This is a genomic window from Streptomyces sp. ITFR-21 (assembly GCF_031844685.1).
Classification (GTDB): Bacteria; Actinomycetota; Actinomycetes; order Streptomycetales; family Streptomycetaceae; genus Actinacidiphila.
Genome location: NZ_CP134605.1, coordinates 3,768,769 through 3,784,390 on the forward strand (window position 1 = coordinate 3,768,769; position 15,622 = coordinate 3,784,390).

Below are 15,622 nucleotides of genomic sequence, written 5' to 3' on the forward strand. Positions count from 1 at the left end.
GCGGATCCGCCCGATCCGGGCCTTGCGCCGCGGCGGCCGGAGCCGGCGGCGCGGGGCGGCGGACGCGGCACGGGGGAGCCGGGCCCGCGCCGCCCCGGGGGCCGGTCGGGCCCGACCGGGCCCGGCGGGTCAGGCCGGCAGGCGCTCGCCCGCCGGGTCCGGCGCCGGGCGGCGAACCACCACCAGGGAGGGCCGCGACGGAATCTCCTGCGCCGGGGTCAGCCGACGGCCCATGACCAGCGCGGTCACCGAGATCGCCAGCGAGCTGACCACCAGCATCACGATGTACAGGCCGTACGCCCCCGCGCCCGCTATCAGACCGCCGGCCGCCGGGCCCAGCGCCAGCGCCAACTGCTTTACCAGCGCGAACGCCGAGTTGTACCGGCCCACCATCCGGGCCGGCGCCAGATCGGCCACCAGAGGGGCCACCGTCGGCGCCAGCATCGCCTCGCCGAGACCGAACAGCGCGTACGTCGAGATGATCGCCGCGACCGCCGCCGTGTGATGGCCGTGCGCCAGCCCGGACCCGCCGGCCACCAGCCAGGCGACCGCCCAGACCACACCGACGGCCGCGATCACCCGGCTGCGCCGCCGCCGCTCCACCAGCCGGAGCACCACGAACTGCGCCAGCACGATCACCGCCGTATTGGCCGCCAGCGCGATCCCCAGCGTCGCCGGGGAGATCCGGGTGACCTCCACCGCGAACGCCGACAGACCCGACTCGAACTGTCCGTAGCAGGCGAAGAACATCACGAAGCCCAGCACGCAGACCAGCACCATGGCCCGGTTTTGGAGCAGCGGCCGCCAGCCGCCGACCGCCGGACCGGCATCCGGACGGGCGGCCGCCGCCGAGCCCGCCCGGGGAGTGCGGGGCAGCCGGACCCGGGCGATCACCGCGCCGAGCACCAGGAACATCGACGCCTCTGTCGCGAACAGGCGCACGAACGACGCCGGGTGCGCGGTGTCCACGATCAGCCCGCCGATCAGGCCGCCGACTCCCAGCCCCAGGTTGTTCAGGAAGAACTGGGTCGCGAACGCCCGGGACCTGGTCGCCGTGGTCGAACACCAGACGATCATGGTGGCCAGCGCGGGCTGCACCACGGCCACGCCCGCCCCCAGCGAACCGGCGGCCATGATCACCGCCGGTTCGCTGCCGGACAGCCCGAGCCCCAGCGACCCGCAGGCCGCCAGCACCGTGCCCGCCACGGCCACCGGCACCGGGCCGCGTCGGTCGATCAACCGTCCGGTGAAGGGCAGCACGAAGAGCGCGGCCACGGCGAAGGTCGCCAGCACCGCGCCCGCGGCGCCGGCGCCCAGCCCCCGCACCTGCGCCACGTACACGAACGTGAAGGGCACGGTGAAGCCGTTGCCGAACGCACTCAGCGCGTTCCCGAGTTGGATCCGGCGCAGCACTGCGCCCGTCGCGGTGGTCACGGTCACCTCATCCGATCGGAGAAGCCCGGCCCACGCCGCCGTCCGCACGGGACTTCGAGGTGAGAGACTTCACAGGGTTAGAGTTCGAGACTAAAGAATACACAGTAAAGGGCTTTAACGCAAAGTCCTGCCGTGCGATACTTGGGGCATGACCGCCTCAGGAGGCTCCTCCGGAGCACCGCAAGAGCTGGATCTCGACGCCCAGATCGCCGCCTATCAGCGCGAGTTCCCCGAGGTCGACCCCCAGATCGAGAAGGTGGTCACCGCCCTGGGACGGCTGAACCGCCGGATGAACGTCGCCTATGGCCGCCAGCTCGTCGACCTCGGCATCAGCAACTCCGAGTGGGAGGTTCTCAAGGCCCTCGTCGTCGTGGGCCGGCCCTACCGCCTCGGACCGGGGGACCTCGCCAAGCGACTCGGCCTCACCCCCGCCGCCATGACCCACCGGGTCGACCGCATGGTCGCCGAGGGCCTGGTCACCCGGGCACGTGACGAGAACAACCGCGTCCGCGTCATCGTGGAGCTCACCGACGAGGGCCGCGAGAAGTGGCTGCAGACCATGCGCCTGGCCACCGCCTTCGAGGACGAACTCCTCCAGGACCTCACCCCCGTCGAGTGCGCCGCCCTCGGCGAGATCCTCACCCGGCTCCTGCGCCGCGTGGAGTCCACCCAGCCCGACGCCGGCGGTCGCCTCCAGGACCTCGGCTGAACCCGGCGGGCCGACACCTCAGGCCCTCCGGATCCTCCGGTCCCTCCCGCGCTCCCGGCCGCACTCGCGAGGCCGACCGGGTCGCCCGGCTGCTCCTCCGCCCGGCGACACTCCGAGCTGCCCGATCTGACCGGGAGCGCCCGGCTTGACGAGGGGTGCGCAGATGCGTAGTGTCCTCCGGGTTGTCCGACGTGAGCGCCGACCACGGTCGGTCCCCGGACAGCCATCCCGCAAGACCCATCGGCCGACCCGACACGCGCGACTCGTCGCCTTGTCGTTCTGTCGTGTGTTTTTCGGAATGCCAGCCGGACATTCGAACCGCCGGGCCGATTTGGCCAGGCGGGAGCGGGTCGGCTAAAGTCTCACTCGTCGGAACGGCCTAGCGGTCGGAAAGACAGGCCCCGCTGACTGGGGGTCAGGCGCCGGAAAGGGTCTGATAGAGTCGGAGACACAGCGAAGGGAAAGCCCGGAGGGTAGCCGGAGACGGTGAGCCGATGGCAGCTTCCGTTCCTTGAGAACTCAACAGCGTGCCAAAAGTCAACGCCAGATATGTTGATACCCCGTCCTTGGTCGTAGTGGCCGGGATGTGGTTCCTTTGGGAAAAAGTCCTTCCTTAGTGGGAAGGCGATACAGCGAGGACGCTGTGCACTGCGGGGATTATTCCTTCCTGTGGTGCCGCTCTGTCGTGGAGACATTCACGGAGAGTTTGATCCTGGCTCAGGACGAACGCTGGCGGCGTGCTTAACACATGCAAGTCGAACGGTGAAGCCTTCGGGTGGATCAGTGGCGAACGGGTGAGTAACACGTGGGCAATCTGCCCTGCACTCTGGGACAAGCCCTGGAAACGGGGTCTAATACCGGATATGACCTGGGGAGGCATCTTCCCGGGTGGAAAGCTTTTGTGGTGCAGGATGAGCTCGCGGCCTATCAGCTTGTTGGTGGGGTGATGGCCTACCAAGGCGACGACGGGTAGCCGGCCTGAGAGGGCGACCGGCCACACTGGGACTGAGACACGGCCCAGACTCCTACGGGAGGCAGCAGTGGGGAATATTGCACAATGGGCGGAAGCCTGATGCAGCGACGCCGCGTGAGGGATGACGGCCTTCGGGTTGTAAACCTCTTTCAGCAGGGAAGAAGCGTGAGTGACGGTACCTGCAGAAGAAGCACCGGCTAACTACGTGCCAGCAGCCGCGGTAATACGTAGGGTGCGAGCGTTGTCCGGAATTATTGGGCGTAAAGAGCTCGTAGGCGGCTTGTCGCGTCGGATGTGAAAGCCCGGGGCTTAACTCCGGGTCTGCATTCGATACGGGCAGGCTAGAGTGTGGTAGGGGAGATCGGAATTCCTGGTGTAGCGGTGAAATGCGCAGATATCAGGAGGAACACCGGTGGCGAAGGCGGATCTCTGGGCCATTACTGACGCTGAGGAGCGAAAGCGTGGGGAGCGAACAGGATTAGATACCCTGGTAGTCCACGCCGTAAACGTTGGGAACTAGGTGTTGGCGACATTCCACGTCGTCGGTGCCGCAGCTAACGCATTAAGTTCCCCGCCTGGGGAGTACGGCCGCAAGGCTAAAACTCAAAGGAATTGACGGGGGCCCGCACAAGCAGCGGAGCATGTGGCTTAATTCGACGCAACGCGAAGAACCTTACCAAGGCTTGACATACACCAGAAACATCCAGAGATGGGTGCCCCCTTGTGGTTGGTGTACAGGTGGTGCATGGCTGTCGTCAGCTCGTGTCGTGAGATGTTGGGTTAAGTCCCGCAACGAGCGCAACCCCTGTTCTGTGTTGCCAGCGTGCCTTTCGGGGTGATGGGGACTCACAGGAGACCGCCGGGGTCAACTCGGAGGAAGGTGGGGACGACGTCAAGTCATCATGCCCCTTATGTCTTGGGCTGCACACGTGCTACAATGGCCGGTACAATGAGCTGCGATACCGTGAGGTGGAGCGAATCTCAAAAAGCCGGTCTCAGTTCGGATTGGGGTCTGCAACTCGACCCCATGAAGTCGGAGTTGCTAGTAATCGCAGATCAGCATTGCTGCGGTGAATACGTTCCCGGGCCTTGTACACACCGCCCGTCACGTCACGAAAGTCGGTAACACCCGAAGCCGGTGGCCCAACCCCTTGTGGGAGGGAGCCGTCGAAGGTGGGACTGGCGATTGGGACGAAGTCGTAACAAGGTAGCCGTACCGGAAGGTGCGGCTGGATCACCTCCTTTCTAAGGAGCTTCTTGGCTCGTTTCCCCTGTTGGGGGTGGGTCCAGGGCTGGTTCATCGGCGAGTGTCCGGTGCCGGTTGCTCATGGGTGGAACGTTGACTATTCGGCATGGGTGGTTTTCTTCTCTAGTACTGCTTCGGCGTGGAACGGGTTGGGGTTGCCTGTGTTGGGCGCGCTGTTGGGTTCTCAGGGAATCGGGGGTGTTGTTTCCTTGAGTGTTGGTTGTTTGAGAACTGCATAGTGGACGCGAGCATCTGTGGCCAAGTTTTTAAGGGCGCACGGTGGATGCCTTGGCACCAGGAACCGATGAAGGACGTGGGAGGCCGCGATAGGCCCCGGGGAGCTGTCAACCGAGCTGTGATCCGGGGGTGTCCGAATGGGGAAACCCGGCAGTCGTCATGGGCTGTCACCCTTGCCTGAATATATAGGGCTTGTGGAGGGAACGCGGGGAAGTGAAACATCTCAGTACCCGCAGGAAGAGAAAACAACCGTGATTCCGGGAGTAGTGGCGAGCGAAACCGGATGAGGCTAAACCGTTTGCGTGTGATACCCGGCAGGGGTTGCGCGGGCGGGGTTGTGGGAGTTTCCTTGATCGGTCTGCCGGCTGGTCGGAGAGTGATAAACCGTTGGTGTAGGCGAAGGACATGCGAAAGGTCCGGCGTAGAGGGTAAGACCCCCGTAGCTGAAACGTCAGCGGCTCTCTTGGGGACCACCCAAGTAGCACAGGGCCCGAGAAATCCTGTGTGAATCTGGCGGGACCACCCGCTAAGCCTAAATATTCCCTGGTGACCGATAGCGGATAGTACCGTGAGGGAATGGTGAAAAGTACCGCGGGAGCGGAGTGAAATAGTACCTGAAACCGTGTGCCTACAAGCCGTGGGAGCGTCGCATTGAGTGCTTGCGCTTGGTGTCGTGACTGCGTGCCTTTTGAAGAATGAGCCTGCGAGTTTGCGGTGTGTTGCGAGGTTAACCCGTGTGGGGGAGCCGTAGCGAAAGCGAGTCCGAATAGGGCGTTTTAGTAGCATGCTCAAGACCCGAAGCGGAGTGATCTAGCCATGGGCAGGTTGAAGCGCGGGTAAGACCGTGTGGAGGACCGAACCCACCAGGGTTGAAAACCTGGGGGATGACCTGTGGTTAGGGGTGAAAGGCCAATCAAACTCCGTGATAGCTGGTTCTCCCCGAAATGCATTTAGGTGCAGCGTCGTGTGTTTCTTGCCGGAGGTAGAGCACTGGATAGGCGATGGGCCCTACCGGGTTACTGACCTTAGCCAAACTCCGAATGCCGGTAAGTGAGAGCGCGGCAGTGAGACTGTGGGGGATAAGCTCCATGGTCGAGAGGGAAACAGCCCAGAGCATCGACTAAGGCCCCTAAGCGTACGCTAAGTGGGAAAGGATGTGGAGTCGCAGAGACAACCAGGAGGTTGGCTTAGAAGCAGCCATCCTTGAAAGAGTGCGTAATAGCTCACTGGTCAAGTGATTCCGCGCCGACAATGTAGCGGGGCTCAAGCGTACCGCCGAAGTCGTGTCATTGCAGTATTGACTCCTAACGGGGGCTGTGATGGGTAGGGGAGCGTCGTGTGCCGGGTGAAGCTGCGCCGTAAGGCAGTGGTGGACGGTTCACGAGTGAGAATGCAGGCATGAGTAGCGATACAAGAGTGGGAAACTCTTGCGCCGATTGACTAAGGGTTCCTGGGTCAAGCTGATCTGCCCAGGGTAAGTCGGGACCTAAGGCGAGGCCGACAGGCGTAGTCGATGGACAACCGGTTGATATTCCGGTACCCGCTTTGGAACGCCCAGTACTGAGTCTTCTGATGCTAAGGCCGTGAAGCCGCCTGCTGAGTCTTCGGATGAGGTGGGAGTGGTGGAGCCGCTGGTCCAGGGAAGTAGTAGGTAAGCGATGGGGTGACGCAGGAAGGTAGTCCAGCCCGGGCGGTGGTTGTCCCGGGGTAAGGGTGTAGGGCGTTGCTCAGGTAAATCCGGGTGGCATGTGTCTGAGACCTGATGCCGAGCCGATTGTGGTGAAGTGGATGATCCTATGCTGTCGAGAAAAGCCTCTAGCGAGTTTCATGGCGGCCCGTACCCTAAACCGACTCAGGTGGTCTGGTAGAGAATACCGAGGCGTTCGGGTGAACTATGGTTAAGGAACTCGGCAAAATGCCCCCGTAACTTCGGGAGAAGGGGGGCCATTTCTGGTGATGAGACGTGCTCTCTGAGCTGGGGGTGGCCGCAGAGACCAGCGAGAAGCGACTGTTTACTAAAAACACAGGTCCGTGCGAAGCCGTAAGGCGATGTATACGGACTGACGCCTGCCCGGTGCTGGAACGTTAAGGGGACCGGTTAGTCGTGCCTTCGGGTGTGGCGAGGCTGAGAACTTAAGCGCCAGTAAACGGCGGTGGTAACTATAACCATCCTAAGGTAGCGAAATTCCTTGTCGGGTAAGTTCCGACCTGCACGAATGGCGTAACGACTTCTCGACTGTCTCAACCATAGGCCCGGTGAAATTGCACTACGAGTAAAGATGCTCGTTTCGCGCAGCAGGACGGAAAGACCCCGGGACCTTTACTATAGCTTGATATTGGTGTTCGGTTCGGCTTGTGTAGGATAGGTGGGAGACTGTGAAGTCGCGGCGCCAGCCGTGGTGGAGTCGTCGTTGAAATACCACTCTGGTCGTGCTGGATGTCTAACCTCGGTCCGTGATCCGGATCAGGGACAGTGTCTGGTGGGTAGTTTAACTGGGGCGGTTGCCTCCTAAAGGGTAACGGAGGCGCCCAAAGGTTCCCTCAGCCTGGTTGGTAATCAGGTGTTGAGTGTAAGTGCACAAGGGAGCTTGACTGTGAGACTGACGGGTCGAGCAGGTACGAAAGTAGGGACTAGTGATCCGGCGGTGGCTTGTGGAAGCGCCGTCGCTCAACGGATAAAAGGTACCCCGGGGATAACAGGCTGATCTTCCCCAAGAGTCCATATCGACGGGATGGTTTGGCACCTCGATGTCGGCTCGTCGCATCCTGGGGCTGGAGTCGGTCCCAAGGGTTGGGCTGTTCGCCCATTAAAGCGGTACGCGAGCTGGGTTTAGAACGTCGTGAGACAGTTCGGTCCCTATCCGCTGCGCGCGTTGGAGTCTTGAGAAGGGCTGTCCCTAGTACGAGAGGACCGGGACGGACGGACCTCTGGTGTGCCAGTTGTTCTGCCAAGGGCATGGCTGGTTGGCTACGTTCGGGAGGGATAACCGCTGAAAGCATCTAAGCGGGAAGCCTGCTTCGAGATGAGGGCTCCCACCCACGTGATGGGGTAAGGCTCCCAGTAGACGACTGGGTTGATAGGCCGGATGTGGAAGCCTTGTGAGGGGTGGAGCTGACCGGTACTAATAGGCCGAGGGCTTGTCCATGTGTGCTCGCGTCCACTGTGTGGTTCTGAAACAATCAGCCGCCGTATTCCCTGCTCCTGTTTTTGTGGGGTGTGTGGGGTGGTGTGTGTTTCGTGGTGTTTCGGTGGTCATAGCGTTAGGGAAACGCCCGGTTACATTCCGAACCCGGAAGCTAAGCCTTTCAGCGCCGATGGTACTGCAGGGGGGACTCTGTGGGAGAGTAGGACACCGCCGAACAAATAGTGAAGCTCGGACCCCCGACGCAGTCGGGGGTCCGAGCTTTTTTGCGTTGTCGGCCCCTTTTCCCGCCCCTGCCGGGACTCAGGCGATGCGGGCCAGCTGCTCCGCCCGTATCGCGCCCAGCAGCGGCCGGCCGCTGATCCAGCGTTCCAGCTCGTCGACCGCGTATGCGCCCAGGCGCTGGACCTCCGTGCCCTGGCAGCCCGCGATGTGCGGGGTGATGAGGACGTTGGGAAGGGCCCGTAGCGGGTGCTCAGGCGGGAGGGGCTCGGGGTCGGTGACGTCGAGGTAGGCCTCGACGCGGCCGGTTGCGCACTGCTCGGTGAGGGCCTGGGTGTCCAGGAGCCGGCCGCGGGCGGTGTTGATGACGGCGGCGCCGTCCTGGAGGAGCCGCAGGCGCCGGGCGTCGAGGAGATGGTGGGTCTCGGGGAGGTCCGGGGCATGGACGGTGACGATGTCCGAGCGGTGGCAGAGCTCGTCCGGGTCGACGAGTTCGACGCCCAGGGCGGCGGCCTCGGCGGCGGAGACGTAGGGGTCGGCGAGCAGCACGTGGAAGCCGGCCGGGGCGGCGAGCAGGCGGGCGATGACGCCGCGGCCGATCCGGGAGGCGCCGATGACCCCCACCACCGCCCCGTCCGCGCCGCGGCGTTCGCGGTAGCCGGGATAGTGCCCGGTGCCGTACCCGGCGGCCGCTCCGAGGGTGCGGCGGGCCGCGAGCCAGACGGTGGCCAGGGTGAACTCGATGACCGGTGCCGCGTTGGCGTCGGCGGCGGAGGAGACGGCGATGCCGCGCTGCCAGACCTCGGGTCCGACATGGCCTTTGACGGTGCCGGCGGCGTGCAGGACGGCGGCGAGCCGGGGCGCGCGGTCAAGCAGGGCGGTGTCCAGCGGGGGGCAGCCCCAGCCGGTGAGGAGCACGTCGGTGGTGGCCAGGTCGGCCCCCGACCAGTCGGTGAGCGGTGGTCCGGCCGACACGTCGGCGAGGGTGTCGAGGCGGGCGCGCAGCGCGGGCGGGAGGACCAGGTCCACGATGTCCGGGCGCATCGCCACTACCGCGTTCGGCCGGTCCGCCATATCTGCCCCTCGGGTGTAGGCGACGTGGAGACGTGCGAACCGCGGGGTAAGCGGTTACCCCGACGGCGTCTGGAGGCTAGGCCCGCCCCTGCCACACGTCAATGGAGGTGCCGGGAACCGGTACCCGAACCGTAGGTCGGGCGCACGGGACGGGCCGCCGGCTCCCGGTCGGAGCGGACCGTGCTCGGGGAGACCGGTTCGGACCGCCGTCCGACGCCGAGTGCCGGAGTCGCTCGCCGCGGGCCCGGGGCCGTCGGGCTCGCCGACGGCGCCCGCGACGGCCGTGACCCCCTTCGGCGCCCGCCCGGCGGCCCCGGCCGCCTCCCGCCGAGCCGGCCCACCCTTCGCGCCCCTCTTCCGCCGCGGGCGGCGGCACTACGCTGGGCCGCGGCGCGGGGCACGGCGACAGCCGTGCGGATGCCGGGGGTGGTAGCGGATGACGCAGCGGGCGGGCGTGGCCGGCGGCCGGATCACGGGACGTGGCCGGGCGGGCGGGTGTCTCGGTGGCGACCGTCTCCCGGGTGCTGGCCGGGAACTACCCGACGTCCGCGACGGCGCGGGCCAAGGTGCTGCGCGCGGTCAGGGACCTGGACCACGTCGTCGACGGGCGGGCGCGGGCGCTGGCCGGGACCGGGCCGAAGACGGTCGCGGTCATCGTCATGTCGGTGGACAGCCCGTTCTACGCGAGCGTCGCCCAGGGCGTCGAGCAGGAGGCCGCGGCGGGCGGACGGCTGTGCATGGTGTGCAGCCACGGCGGCGACGAGGCGCGCGAGCTGGCGCTGGTGCAGATGATGCGCGAGCAGCGGGCCGAGTTCGTGGTGCTGGTCGGCGGCGCGGTCGAGGACGAGCGGTACCGGGCCCGGCTCGGCGAGTACGCGTACGGACTCGCCGCCGCGGGGTCCCGGCTGGTGCTGTGCGGGCGGCCCGCGCCGGGCCCCGAGACGCCCGTTCTGGTCGTCGAGTACGACAACGAGGCCGGTGCGTACGCGCTGGTCAGCCATCTGCTGTCGGCCGGGCACCGAAACATCCTGTATCTCGGGCGGCTACCCGGGCACACCACCGTCGAGCCGCGGATCGCCGGGTACCGCAGGGCGCTGGCCGACCACGGACTGGGGCCGGGCGCCGAGCGGATCGGCGGCTGGGGCTTCGGCCGGGACCACGGTTACGCCTCGATGCGGCAGATCCTCGCCGAGTGCGACGGGCGGCCTGACTTCACCGCGGTCTTCGCCGGCGACGACCGGGCGGCGGCGGGGGCGATGGCGGCGCTGCGCGAGCGCGGCCTGCGGACGCCCGAGGACGTGTCGGTCGTCGGCTACAACGACGACGCCCTGGCCCAGGACCTCAACCCGCCGCTGACCACGGTGCGCATCCCGGCGTACGAACCGGGCCGGGAGGCGGTGCGGCTGGGCGCTCGCCGAGGAGCGGCCCGCCGGGGGCGCCGCGCGGCACCGGGCAGCGGCGGCAGCTGCTGGGTACGCACATCGTGCTGCGCGCGTCGGTGGCGCGTCCCAGGGCGTGACGGGGGACCGTACGTGCGCGGGCCTTACGGATCGGTGACCGATGGTCCCGGTGTCCGGTCGTCCACAGGCGGCGGCGTTAGCGTACGGACAGAGCCGGAGCCGTCGCGTACCTGGACCGCGGCGGCCGGCCGGTCCCGGAGGTCGCTGTGCTCACGCTGGTGCTGATCGGGCTGGCGGGCGGGTTCATCACCGGTGTCTCGCCGTGTGTGCTGCCGGTGCTGCCCGTGGTCTTCCTCACCGCGGGTGCCGCGCAGCCCGGCAGCGGCGGCGTGTAGGGCGGCGGGAGCGGCGGGAACGCCGGTGGGCGGCGGCCGTATCTGGTGGTGGCCGGGCTCGCGCTCAGCTTCAGTGTCTTCACCCTGCTCGGCACGCTGGTGCTCGGCGTGCTGCCTTTGCCGTCGGACACCATCCGGTGGGCGGGGCTGGCGGTGCTGACTGTGCTGGGCGTGGCGATGATGTTCCCGCGGGTCCAGGAGCTGCTGGAGCGGCCGTTCTCGTACGTGGGGCGGCGGCAGGTCAGCGGCAGGCACGGCGGGTTCGTGCTCGGGCTGGCGCTGGGCGCGGTGTACGTGCCGTGCCGGGCCGGTGCTGGCGGCGATCACGGTGGCGGGCGCGACGCACCGGATCGGGGCGCAGACGGTCGCTCTGGCGTTGGCGTTCGCGGTGGGTACGGCGCCGCTGCTGTTCTTCGCCCTGGCCGGCCGCGGGGTCGCCGACCGGGTGCGGGCGTTCCGGGAGCGGCAGCGGTCGGTGCGGTTCGCCGCCGGGCTGGTGGTGATCGGGCTGGCCGTGGCGCTCACCTTCAACGGCACCGACGCGATCCAGCGGGCGGTGCCCGACTACACCGCCCGGCTGAACCAGGCGCTGGACCGGGCGGGGGCGATTTCGGGGCTGAGCCCGCAGCAGAGCGCGGCGCTCCAGGCATGTGCCGGCGCGGAGACCGACGACCTGCTCGACTGCGGCAAGGCGCCGGCCGTGACCGGTGTCCAGCAGTAGTTCAACACCTCCGGCGACCGGCCGCTGATGACCTCGGCCGACCTGACCGGGAAGCTGGTGCTGGTCGACTTCTGGGCGTACTCCTGCATCAACTGCCAGCGGGCCATCGAGCATGTCGACGCCTGGTACCGGGCGTACCGGGACGACGGTCTGGTGGTGATCGGCGTGCACACCCCGGAGTACGCCTTCGAGCACGACAAGGGCAATGTGAAGGCGGGCGCGGCGCGGCTGCACATTGCCTGTCCGGTGGCGCTGGACAACGACTACGACACCTGGGACGCCTTCGGCAACACCTCCTGGCCGGCGTCGTACCTGGTCGACGCGACCGGTGAGGTGCGGCATGTGGCGATCGGCGAGGGCGGCTACAGCGGCGACGAGACGCTGATCCGGCAGCTGCTGTCGGCCGCGCGCCCGGTGGTCGCGCTGCCGGAGGCGACGGAGGTGCCGGACCGGACGCCGACCGACCCGTACCAGACCCCGGAGACGTACCTGGGCTCCGACCGCGCCCAGGGTGTCGCCAACGGGTCGCTGCGCGCGGGCACGCACGCTTTCACGCTGCCGCTGCCGCTGCCGCTGCCGCTCCGGTGCCGGAGAACGAGTTCGGACTCGGCGGTACGTGGTCGGTAGGCGGTCAGGCGCTGACCGCGGGGCGGTCGGCGGCGATGGAGCTGAACTTCCTGGCCGACGACGTCTACCTGGACGTCGGCGGCACCGGTACGGTCACCGCCGTGTTCGGCGGGCGTACCCGGACCTTCGCGGTCTCGGGCGCGCCGGACATCTGTCCGGTGGTGAGCGGGAGCACCGAGCAGCAGGGGGTGCTCAAGCTGACGTTCTCGCCGGGCCTGAGCGCGTACTCCTTCACCTTCGGGTAATTGGAGGCGGCCCGGCGGGCCGCGCGCCCGGTGGTCGGCTGCCGGTGTGGCGACCGGTGTGGCGACCGGTGCGGCGGCCGGCTGTCAGCGGATGCGGACGGCGTCGTGGACGGTCGGGGGGAGTGCGTCGGCCGTGTCGTCGCCGAGGGCCAGGCGGATGTCGGCGTGCTGCCACAGGGGGGACTGCCACCGGGCGAGGGCCTGTTCGGGGGAGCGCAGGACGGCGAGGGTGGGGAGGCCGGCCGTGTGTCCCTCGGCGAGGAGGTCGGGGAGGGCGGGGATCGGCGCGAGGGCGCCGATGTCGTCCAGCACGAAGGTCATTGGTGGGTCGAGCCGACCGGCGGATGACCGTGCGGCCATGTGCCGGCCGTGCTCGACCACGCTGGAGAGGAGTGCGGTGAGCAGAGGCATCGCGCCCGGTCCTGACCGGGGGTCCTCGGTCCGCTCACCCACCACGTAGAGCGTTCCCCGTTCGGAGGTGAACGACTCCAGGTCGAGGCCCCCGGTACGGGTCGGATTGCACGCGTCGCGGATGTGCACCGCGTTGAGCGGTTCGAGCAGCCGCCGGATCAGCGCCTGCGCGGCGTCCCGGCGTTCGGGGTGGGCGTGCAGCGCCGATTCCAGCTCGCCGTTCCAGCCGGAGGCGGCGCCGGTGTCGGTGCGCAGGATCCGTACCGGCTCCCCGGCGGTCACGCCGCCGGCCGCCCAGCGCTGCACCTGGCGGAAGGGCCGGCCGTCGACGGCCGCGGCGTGCAGCCAGCAGCGCAGCAGTGTCACCGCGGTCTCGTGCACGATCGCCTCGTCGGACCTGGCGGTGCGCAGCGGTGCGAGCAGCGCGGCGGCCCGCAGCCGGGCTGTCTGCGGGCGCTCGCAGCCGTCGTGGGGGGCCCAGCGCAGCCGCCCGGGGACGTCCAGCAGGTGCGCGGGGTCGAAGACGTGCACCGGGCCGAGCTTGGCGCGGTTGCCGGCGGTCTGGTGGTACGTGTCCGGGTCCGCGGTGGTGACCACGACCGGTCCGGCGGCGGCCAGCACGGCGGGCTGGGTGATCCGCTTGGCCTTGTCGCTCCGGGGGGCGGCGAACAGCGCGTAGGTGCGGGTGACCTCGCCGTCGGCGAGGTGGTCGGAGCCGGGCCCGGGGCGGGCGGCGGCCGGGGCGCCGGGGTGTCCGTCGGGGACGGCCGGCAGCACGGTGGTCGGTGTGTCGTCCCGTGCGAAGGGGGCGGCCCGCGGCACGGTACGGAACCAGGCGTCCAGGCCGTCGCCGGAGTCCTTGCCGAGGGGGCGGGCGCGGTCGTGGCGGCGGGGCGCCTGCAGCGCGGTGTCGTCGGCCGCGGTGGCGGTGGGTGCGGGGCGGGCCGGGGGCGCCGGGCGGGGGCGCGCGGCGCGGGCGTCGCGGGAGCGCAGCCGCGCCACGATGTTCAGCACCCACACCGTCAGCACGAACAGCACCATGAACTGTCCGATGAACACCCCCCAGAACAGCCCCGCCTTGGGCAGCTGCCGGGGAGGGGACTGCGGCCAGGCCGCGGCCAGGTCGTGCGGGTCGCCCATCAGCGACCGCATGGCCTGCGGGGTGCGGGTGAAGTGCGCCGCGTCCGGCCAGCCGCCGTGGGCGAGCAGCCCGGCGATGCCGGTGGCCGTCCACACCAGCAGGGTCACGCCGAGCAGGAAGCCGATGATGCCGACGACCAGGCCGTCCGGCAGGCCCCCGGGGGAGTCCCTCTTCCGCTGCGCCATCTCGTCCCCGTCAGGTCCCCGTCACGCGACGGCGTCGTCTGCCATGTGCTTGGCCAGGGCGGCCTGGGCCGCCGCGTGCGCTTCCGCGCGCGCCTCGGCCTCGGCTTCCGCCTCGGCCTCCAGGTCCGCGGCGTGCTCCACCGAGGTCTCGGTCATGGCGCGGTCGGTGAAGACCAGCGGCCGCTCGCTCTCGGTGATCAGGTGTTTGACCACCTGTACGTTGCCGTTGACGTCCCACACCGCGATACCGGGGGTGAGCGTCGGGATGATCTCCACCGCCCAGCGCGGCAGGCCCAGCACCCGCCCGGTGGCGCGCGCCTCGTCGGCCTTCTGGGCGTAGATGGTGCGGGTGGAGGCCATCTTGAGGATCGCCGCGGCCTCCTTGGCCGCGGCGCCGTCCACCACGTCGGACAGGTGGTGGACGACCGCGACGAAGGACAGGCCGAGCCGCCGGCCGAACTTCAGCAGCCGCTGGAAGAGCTGCGCGACGAACGGCGAGTTGATGATGTGCCACGCCTCCTCGACCAGGAAGATGCGTTTCTTCCGGTCCGGGCGGATCCAGGTGTGCTCCAGCCACACGCCGACGATCGCCATCAGGATCGGCATCGCGATCGAGTTGCGGTCGATGTGCGACAGGTCGAAGACGATCAGCGGCGAGTCCAGGTCGATGCCGGCACTGGTCGGCCCGTCGAACATGCCCCGCAGGTCGCCGTCGACCAGCCGGTCGAGCACCAGCGCCACGTCCAGGCCCCAGGCCCGTACGTCGTCCAGGTCGACGTTCATCGCCTCGGCGGACTCCACCAGCGGGTGCCGCAGCCGTTCCACGATGTCGGTCAGGATCGGCTGGCGCTCCGTCACCGTCTCGGCGACGTAGGCGTGGGCGACCTTCAGCGCGAAGCCGGATCGCTCGTCCAGGGCGCGGCCCATGGCGACCTCGATGATGGTCCGCAGCAGCGCCAGCTGGCCGGTGACGGTGATCGCCGGGTCCAGCGGGTTGAGCTTGATGCCGCCGTCCAGGGCCGCCATCGGGTCGAGCCGGATCGGGGTCAGGCCCAGTGCCCTGGCGATCAGGTTCCACTCGCCGACGCCGTCCTCGCCCTGCGCGTCCAGCACCACGACCTGCCGGTCGCGGAACCGCAGCTGCCGCAGGACGTAGGTCTTCTCCAGCGCCGACTTGCCGTTGCCGGACTCGCCGAGCACCAGCCAGTGCGGGGCGGGCAGTTGCTGGCCGTAGAGCTGGAAGGGGTCGTAGATGTAGCCCTTGCCGGAGTACACCTCGCGGCCGATGATCACGCCGGAGTCGCCCAGTCCCGGCGCGGCGGTCGGCAGGTAGACCGCCTGCGCCTGGCCGGTGGAGGTGCGTACCGGCAGCCGTGTGGTCTCCACCCGGCCGAAGAGAAAGCCGGTGAACGCGTCGGTGATCGCCGCCAGCGGGTCCAGCATGGGCATGGCAGTGGCC

Annotated in this window: 10 protein-coding genes and 3 rRNA genes; 9 read left to right on the plus strand and 4 right to left on the minus strand. The window is 68.3% G+C overall.

What is annotated here, in order from left to right:
• Window positions 1-129 precede the first annotated feature (129 nt).
• A complete protein-coding gene (locus RLT57_RS16530) occupies window positions 130-1,434 on the minus strand; it encodes an MFS transporter (RefSeq protein ID WP_311298174.1) in 1,305 nt (434 codons plus the stop codon).
• Between the two features lie 148 nt (window positions 1,435-1,582).
• Here RLT57_RS16530 and RLT57_RS16535 point away from each other — a divergent pair, with 148 nt between their 5' ends.
• The 4 genes from RLT57_RS16535 (at window position 1,583) to rrf (ending at window position 7,961) form a co-directional block, all read left to right on the plus strand.
• On the plus strand, window positions 1,583-2,143 hold the full coding sequence (locus RLT57_RS16535) for a MarR family winged helix-turn-helix transcriptional regulator (RefSeq protein ID WP_311298175.1): 561 nt from the start codon (window positions 1,583-1,585) through the stop codon (window positions 2,141-2,143).
• 694 nt (window positions 2,144-2,837) lie between these two features.
• Window positions 2,838-4,361 (plus strand): 16S ribosomal RNA (locus tag RLT57_RS16540).
• Between the two features lie 257 nt (window positions 4,362-4,618).
• A 23S ribosomal RNA gene (locus RLT57_RS16545) occupies window positions 4,619-7,745 on the plus strand.
• A 99-nt stretch (window positions 7,746-7,844) separates the two neighbouring features.
• Window positions 7,845-7,961: ribosomal RNA gene (rrf, locus tag RLT57_RS16550) — 5S ribosomal RNA — on the plus strand.
• The 16S, 23S and 5S rRNA genes sit together here, the layout of an rRNA operon.
• An 84-nt stretch (window positions 7,962-8,045) precedes the next feature.
• On the opposite strand, the gene RLT57_RS16555 is transcribed toward rrf, so the two are convergent.
• Window positions 8,046-9,038 carry a hydroxyacid dehydrogenase gene (locus RLT57_RS16555; RefSeq protein WP_311298176.1) on the minus strand — a complete coding sequence of 331 codons (993 nt, stop codon included), beginning with the start codon at window positions 9,036-9,038 and terminating at the stop codon, window positions 8,046-8,048.
• Window positions 9,039-9,541: 503 nt separating this feature from the next.
• Between RLT57_RS16555 and RLT57_RS16560 the strand changes: the two genes are divergently transcribed.
• From RLT57_RS16560 to RLT57_RS16580, 5 genes are all read left to right on the plus strand, one after another.
• Window positions 9,542-10,723 (plus strand): LacI family DNA-binding transcriptional regulator, encoded by a 1,182-nt coding sequence (locus RLT57_RS16560; RefSeq protein WP_311298177.1) that lies wholly within the window; start codon window positions 9,542-9,544, stop codon window positions 10,721-10,723.
• Window positions 10,705-10,833, plus strand: a complete 129-nt coding sequence (locus RLT57_RS16565; protein ID WP_311298178.1) for a hypothetical protein — start codon at window positions 10,705-10,707, stop codon at window positions 10,831-10,833. Before RLT57_RS16560 ends, RLT57_RS16565 begins: the two co-directional genes overlap by 19 nt.
• A gap of 310 nt (window positions 10,834-11,143) precedes the next feature.
• Window positions 11,144-11,554 (plus strand): hypothetical protein, encoded by a 411-nt coding sequence (locus RLT57_RS16570; RefSeq protein WP_311298179.1) that lies wholly within the window; start codon window positions 11,144-11,146, stop codon window positions 11,552-11,554.
• A 27-nt stretch (window positions 11,555-11,581) separates the two neighbouring features.
• Entirely contained in the window at window positions 11,582-12,181 is a 600-nt protein-coding gene (locus RLT57_RS16575; protein WP_311298180.1) for a redoxin domain-containing protein, read from the plus strand.
• On the plus strand, window positions 12,139-12,426 hold the full coding sequence (locus tag RLT57_RS16580) for a hypothetical protein (RefSeq protein ID WP_311298181.1): 288 nt from the start codon (window positions 12,139-12,141) through the stop codon (window positions 12,424-12,426). The genes RLT57_RS16575 and RLT57_RS16580 overlap by 43 nt, the downstream gene beginning before the upstream one ends.
• 84 nt (window positions 12,427-12,510) lie before the next feature.
• On the opposite strand, the gene RLT57_RS16585 is transcribed toward RLT57_RS16580, so the two are convergent.
• Together RLT57_RS16585 and RLT57_RS16590 are read right to left on the minus strand one after the other, a co-directional pair.
• A complete protein-coding gene (locus tag RLT57_RS16585) occupies window positions 12,511-14,163 on the minus strand; it encodes a type IV secretory system conjugative DNA transfer family protein (RefSeq protein ID WP_311298182.1) in 1,653 nt (550 codons plus the stop codon).
• 21 nt (window positions 14,164-14,184) lie between these two features.
• A complete protein-coding gene (locus RLT57_RS16590) occupies window positions 14,185-15,606 on the minus strand; it encodes an ATP-binding protein (RefSeq protein ID WP_311300733.1) in 1,422 nt (473 codons plus the stop codon).
• Between the last annotated feature and the right edge of the window lie 16 nt (window positions 15,607-15,622).

Excerpts from the sequence above, each read along its gene's own strand:
- RLT57_RS16575 (WP_311298180.1), top strand. The coding sequence starts at position 11,582 with ATGACCTCGGCCGACCTGACCGGGAAGCTGGTGCTGGTCGACTTCTGG.
- RLT57_RS16585 (WP_311298182.1), bottom strand. The coding sequence starts at position 14,163 with ATGGCGCAGCGGAAGAGGGACTCCCCCGGGGGCCTGCCGGACGGCCTG.
- RLT57_RS16590 (WP_311300733.1), bottom strand. The coding sequence starts at position 15,606 with ATGCTGGACCCGCTGGCGGCGATCACCGACGCGTTCACCGGCTTTCTC.
- RLT57_RS16555 (WP_311298176.1), bottom strand. The coding sequence starts at position 9,038 with ATGGCGGACCGGCCGAACGCGGTAGTGGCGATGCGCCCGGACATCGTG.
- RLT57_RS16535 (WP_311298175.1), top strand. The coding sequence starts at position 1,583 with ATGACCGCCTCAGGAGGCTCCTCCGGAGCACCGCAAGAGCTGGATCTC.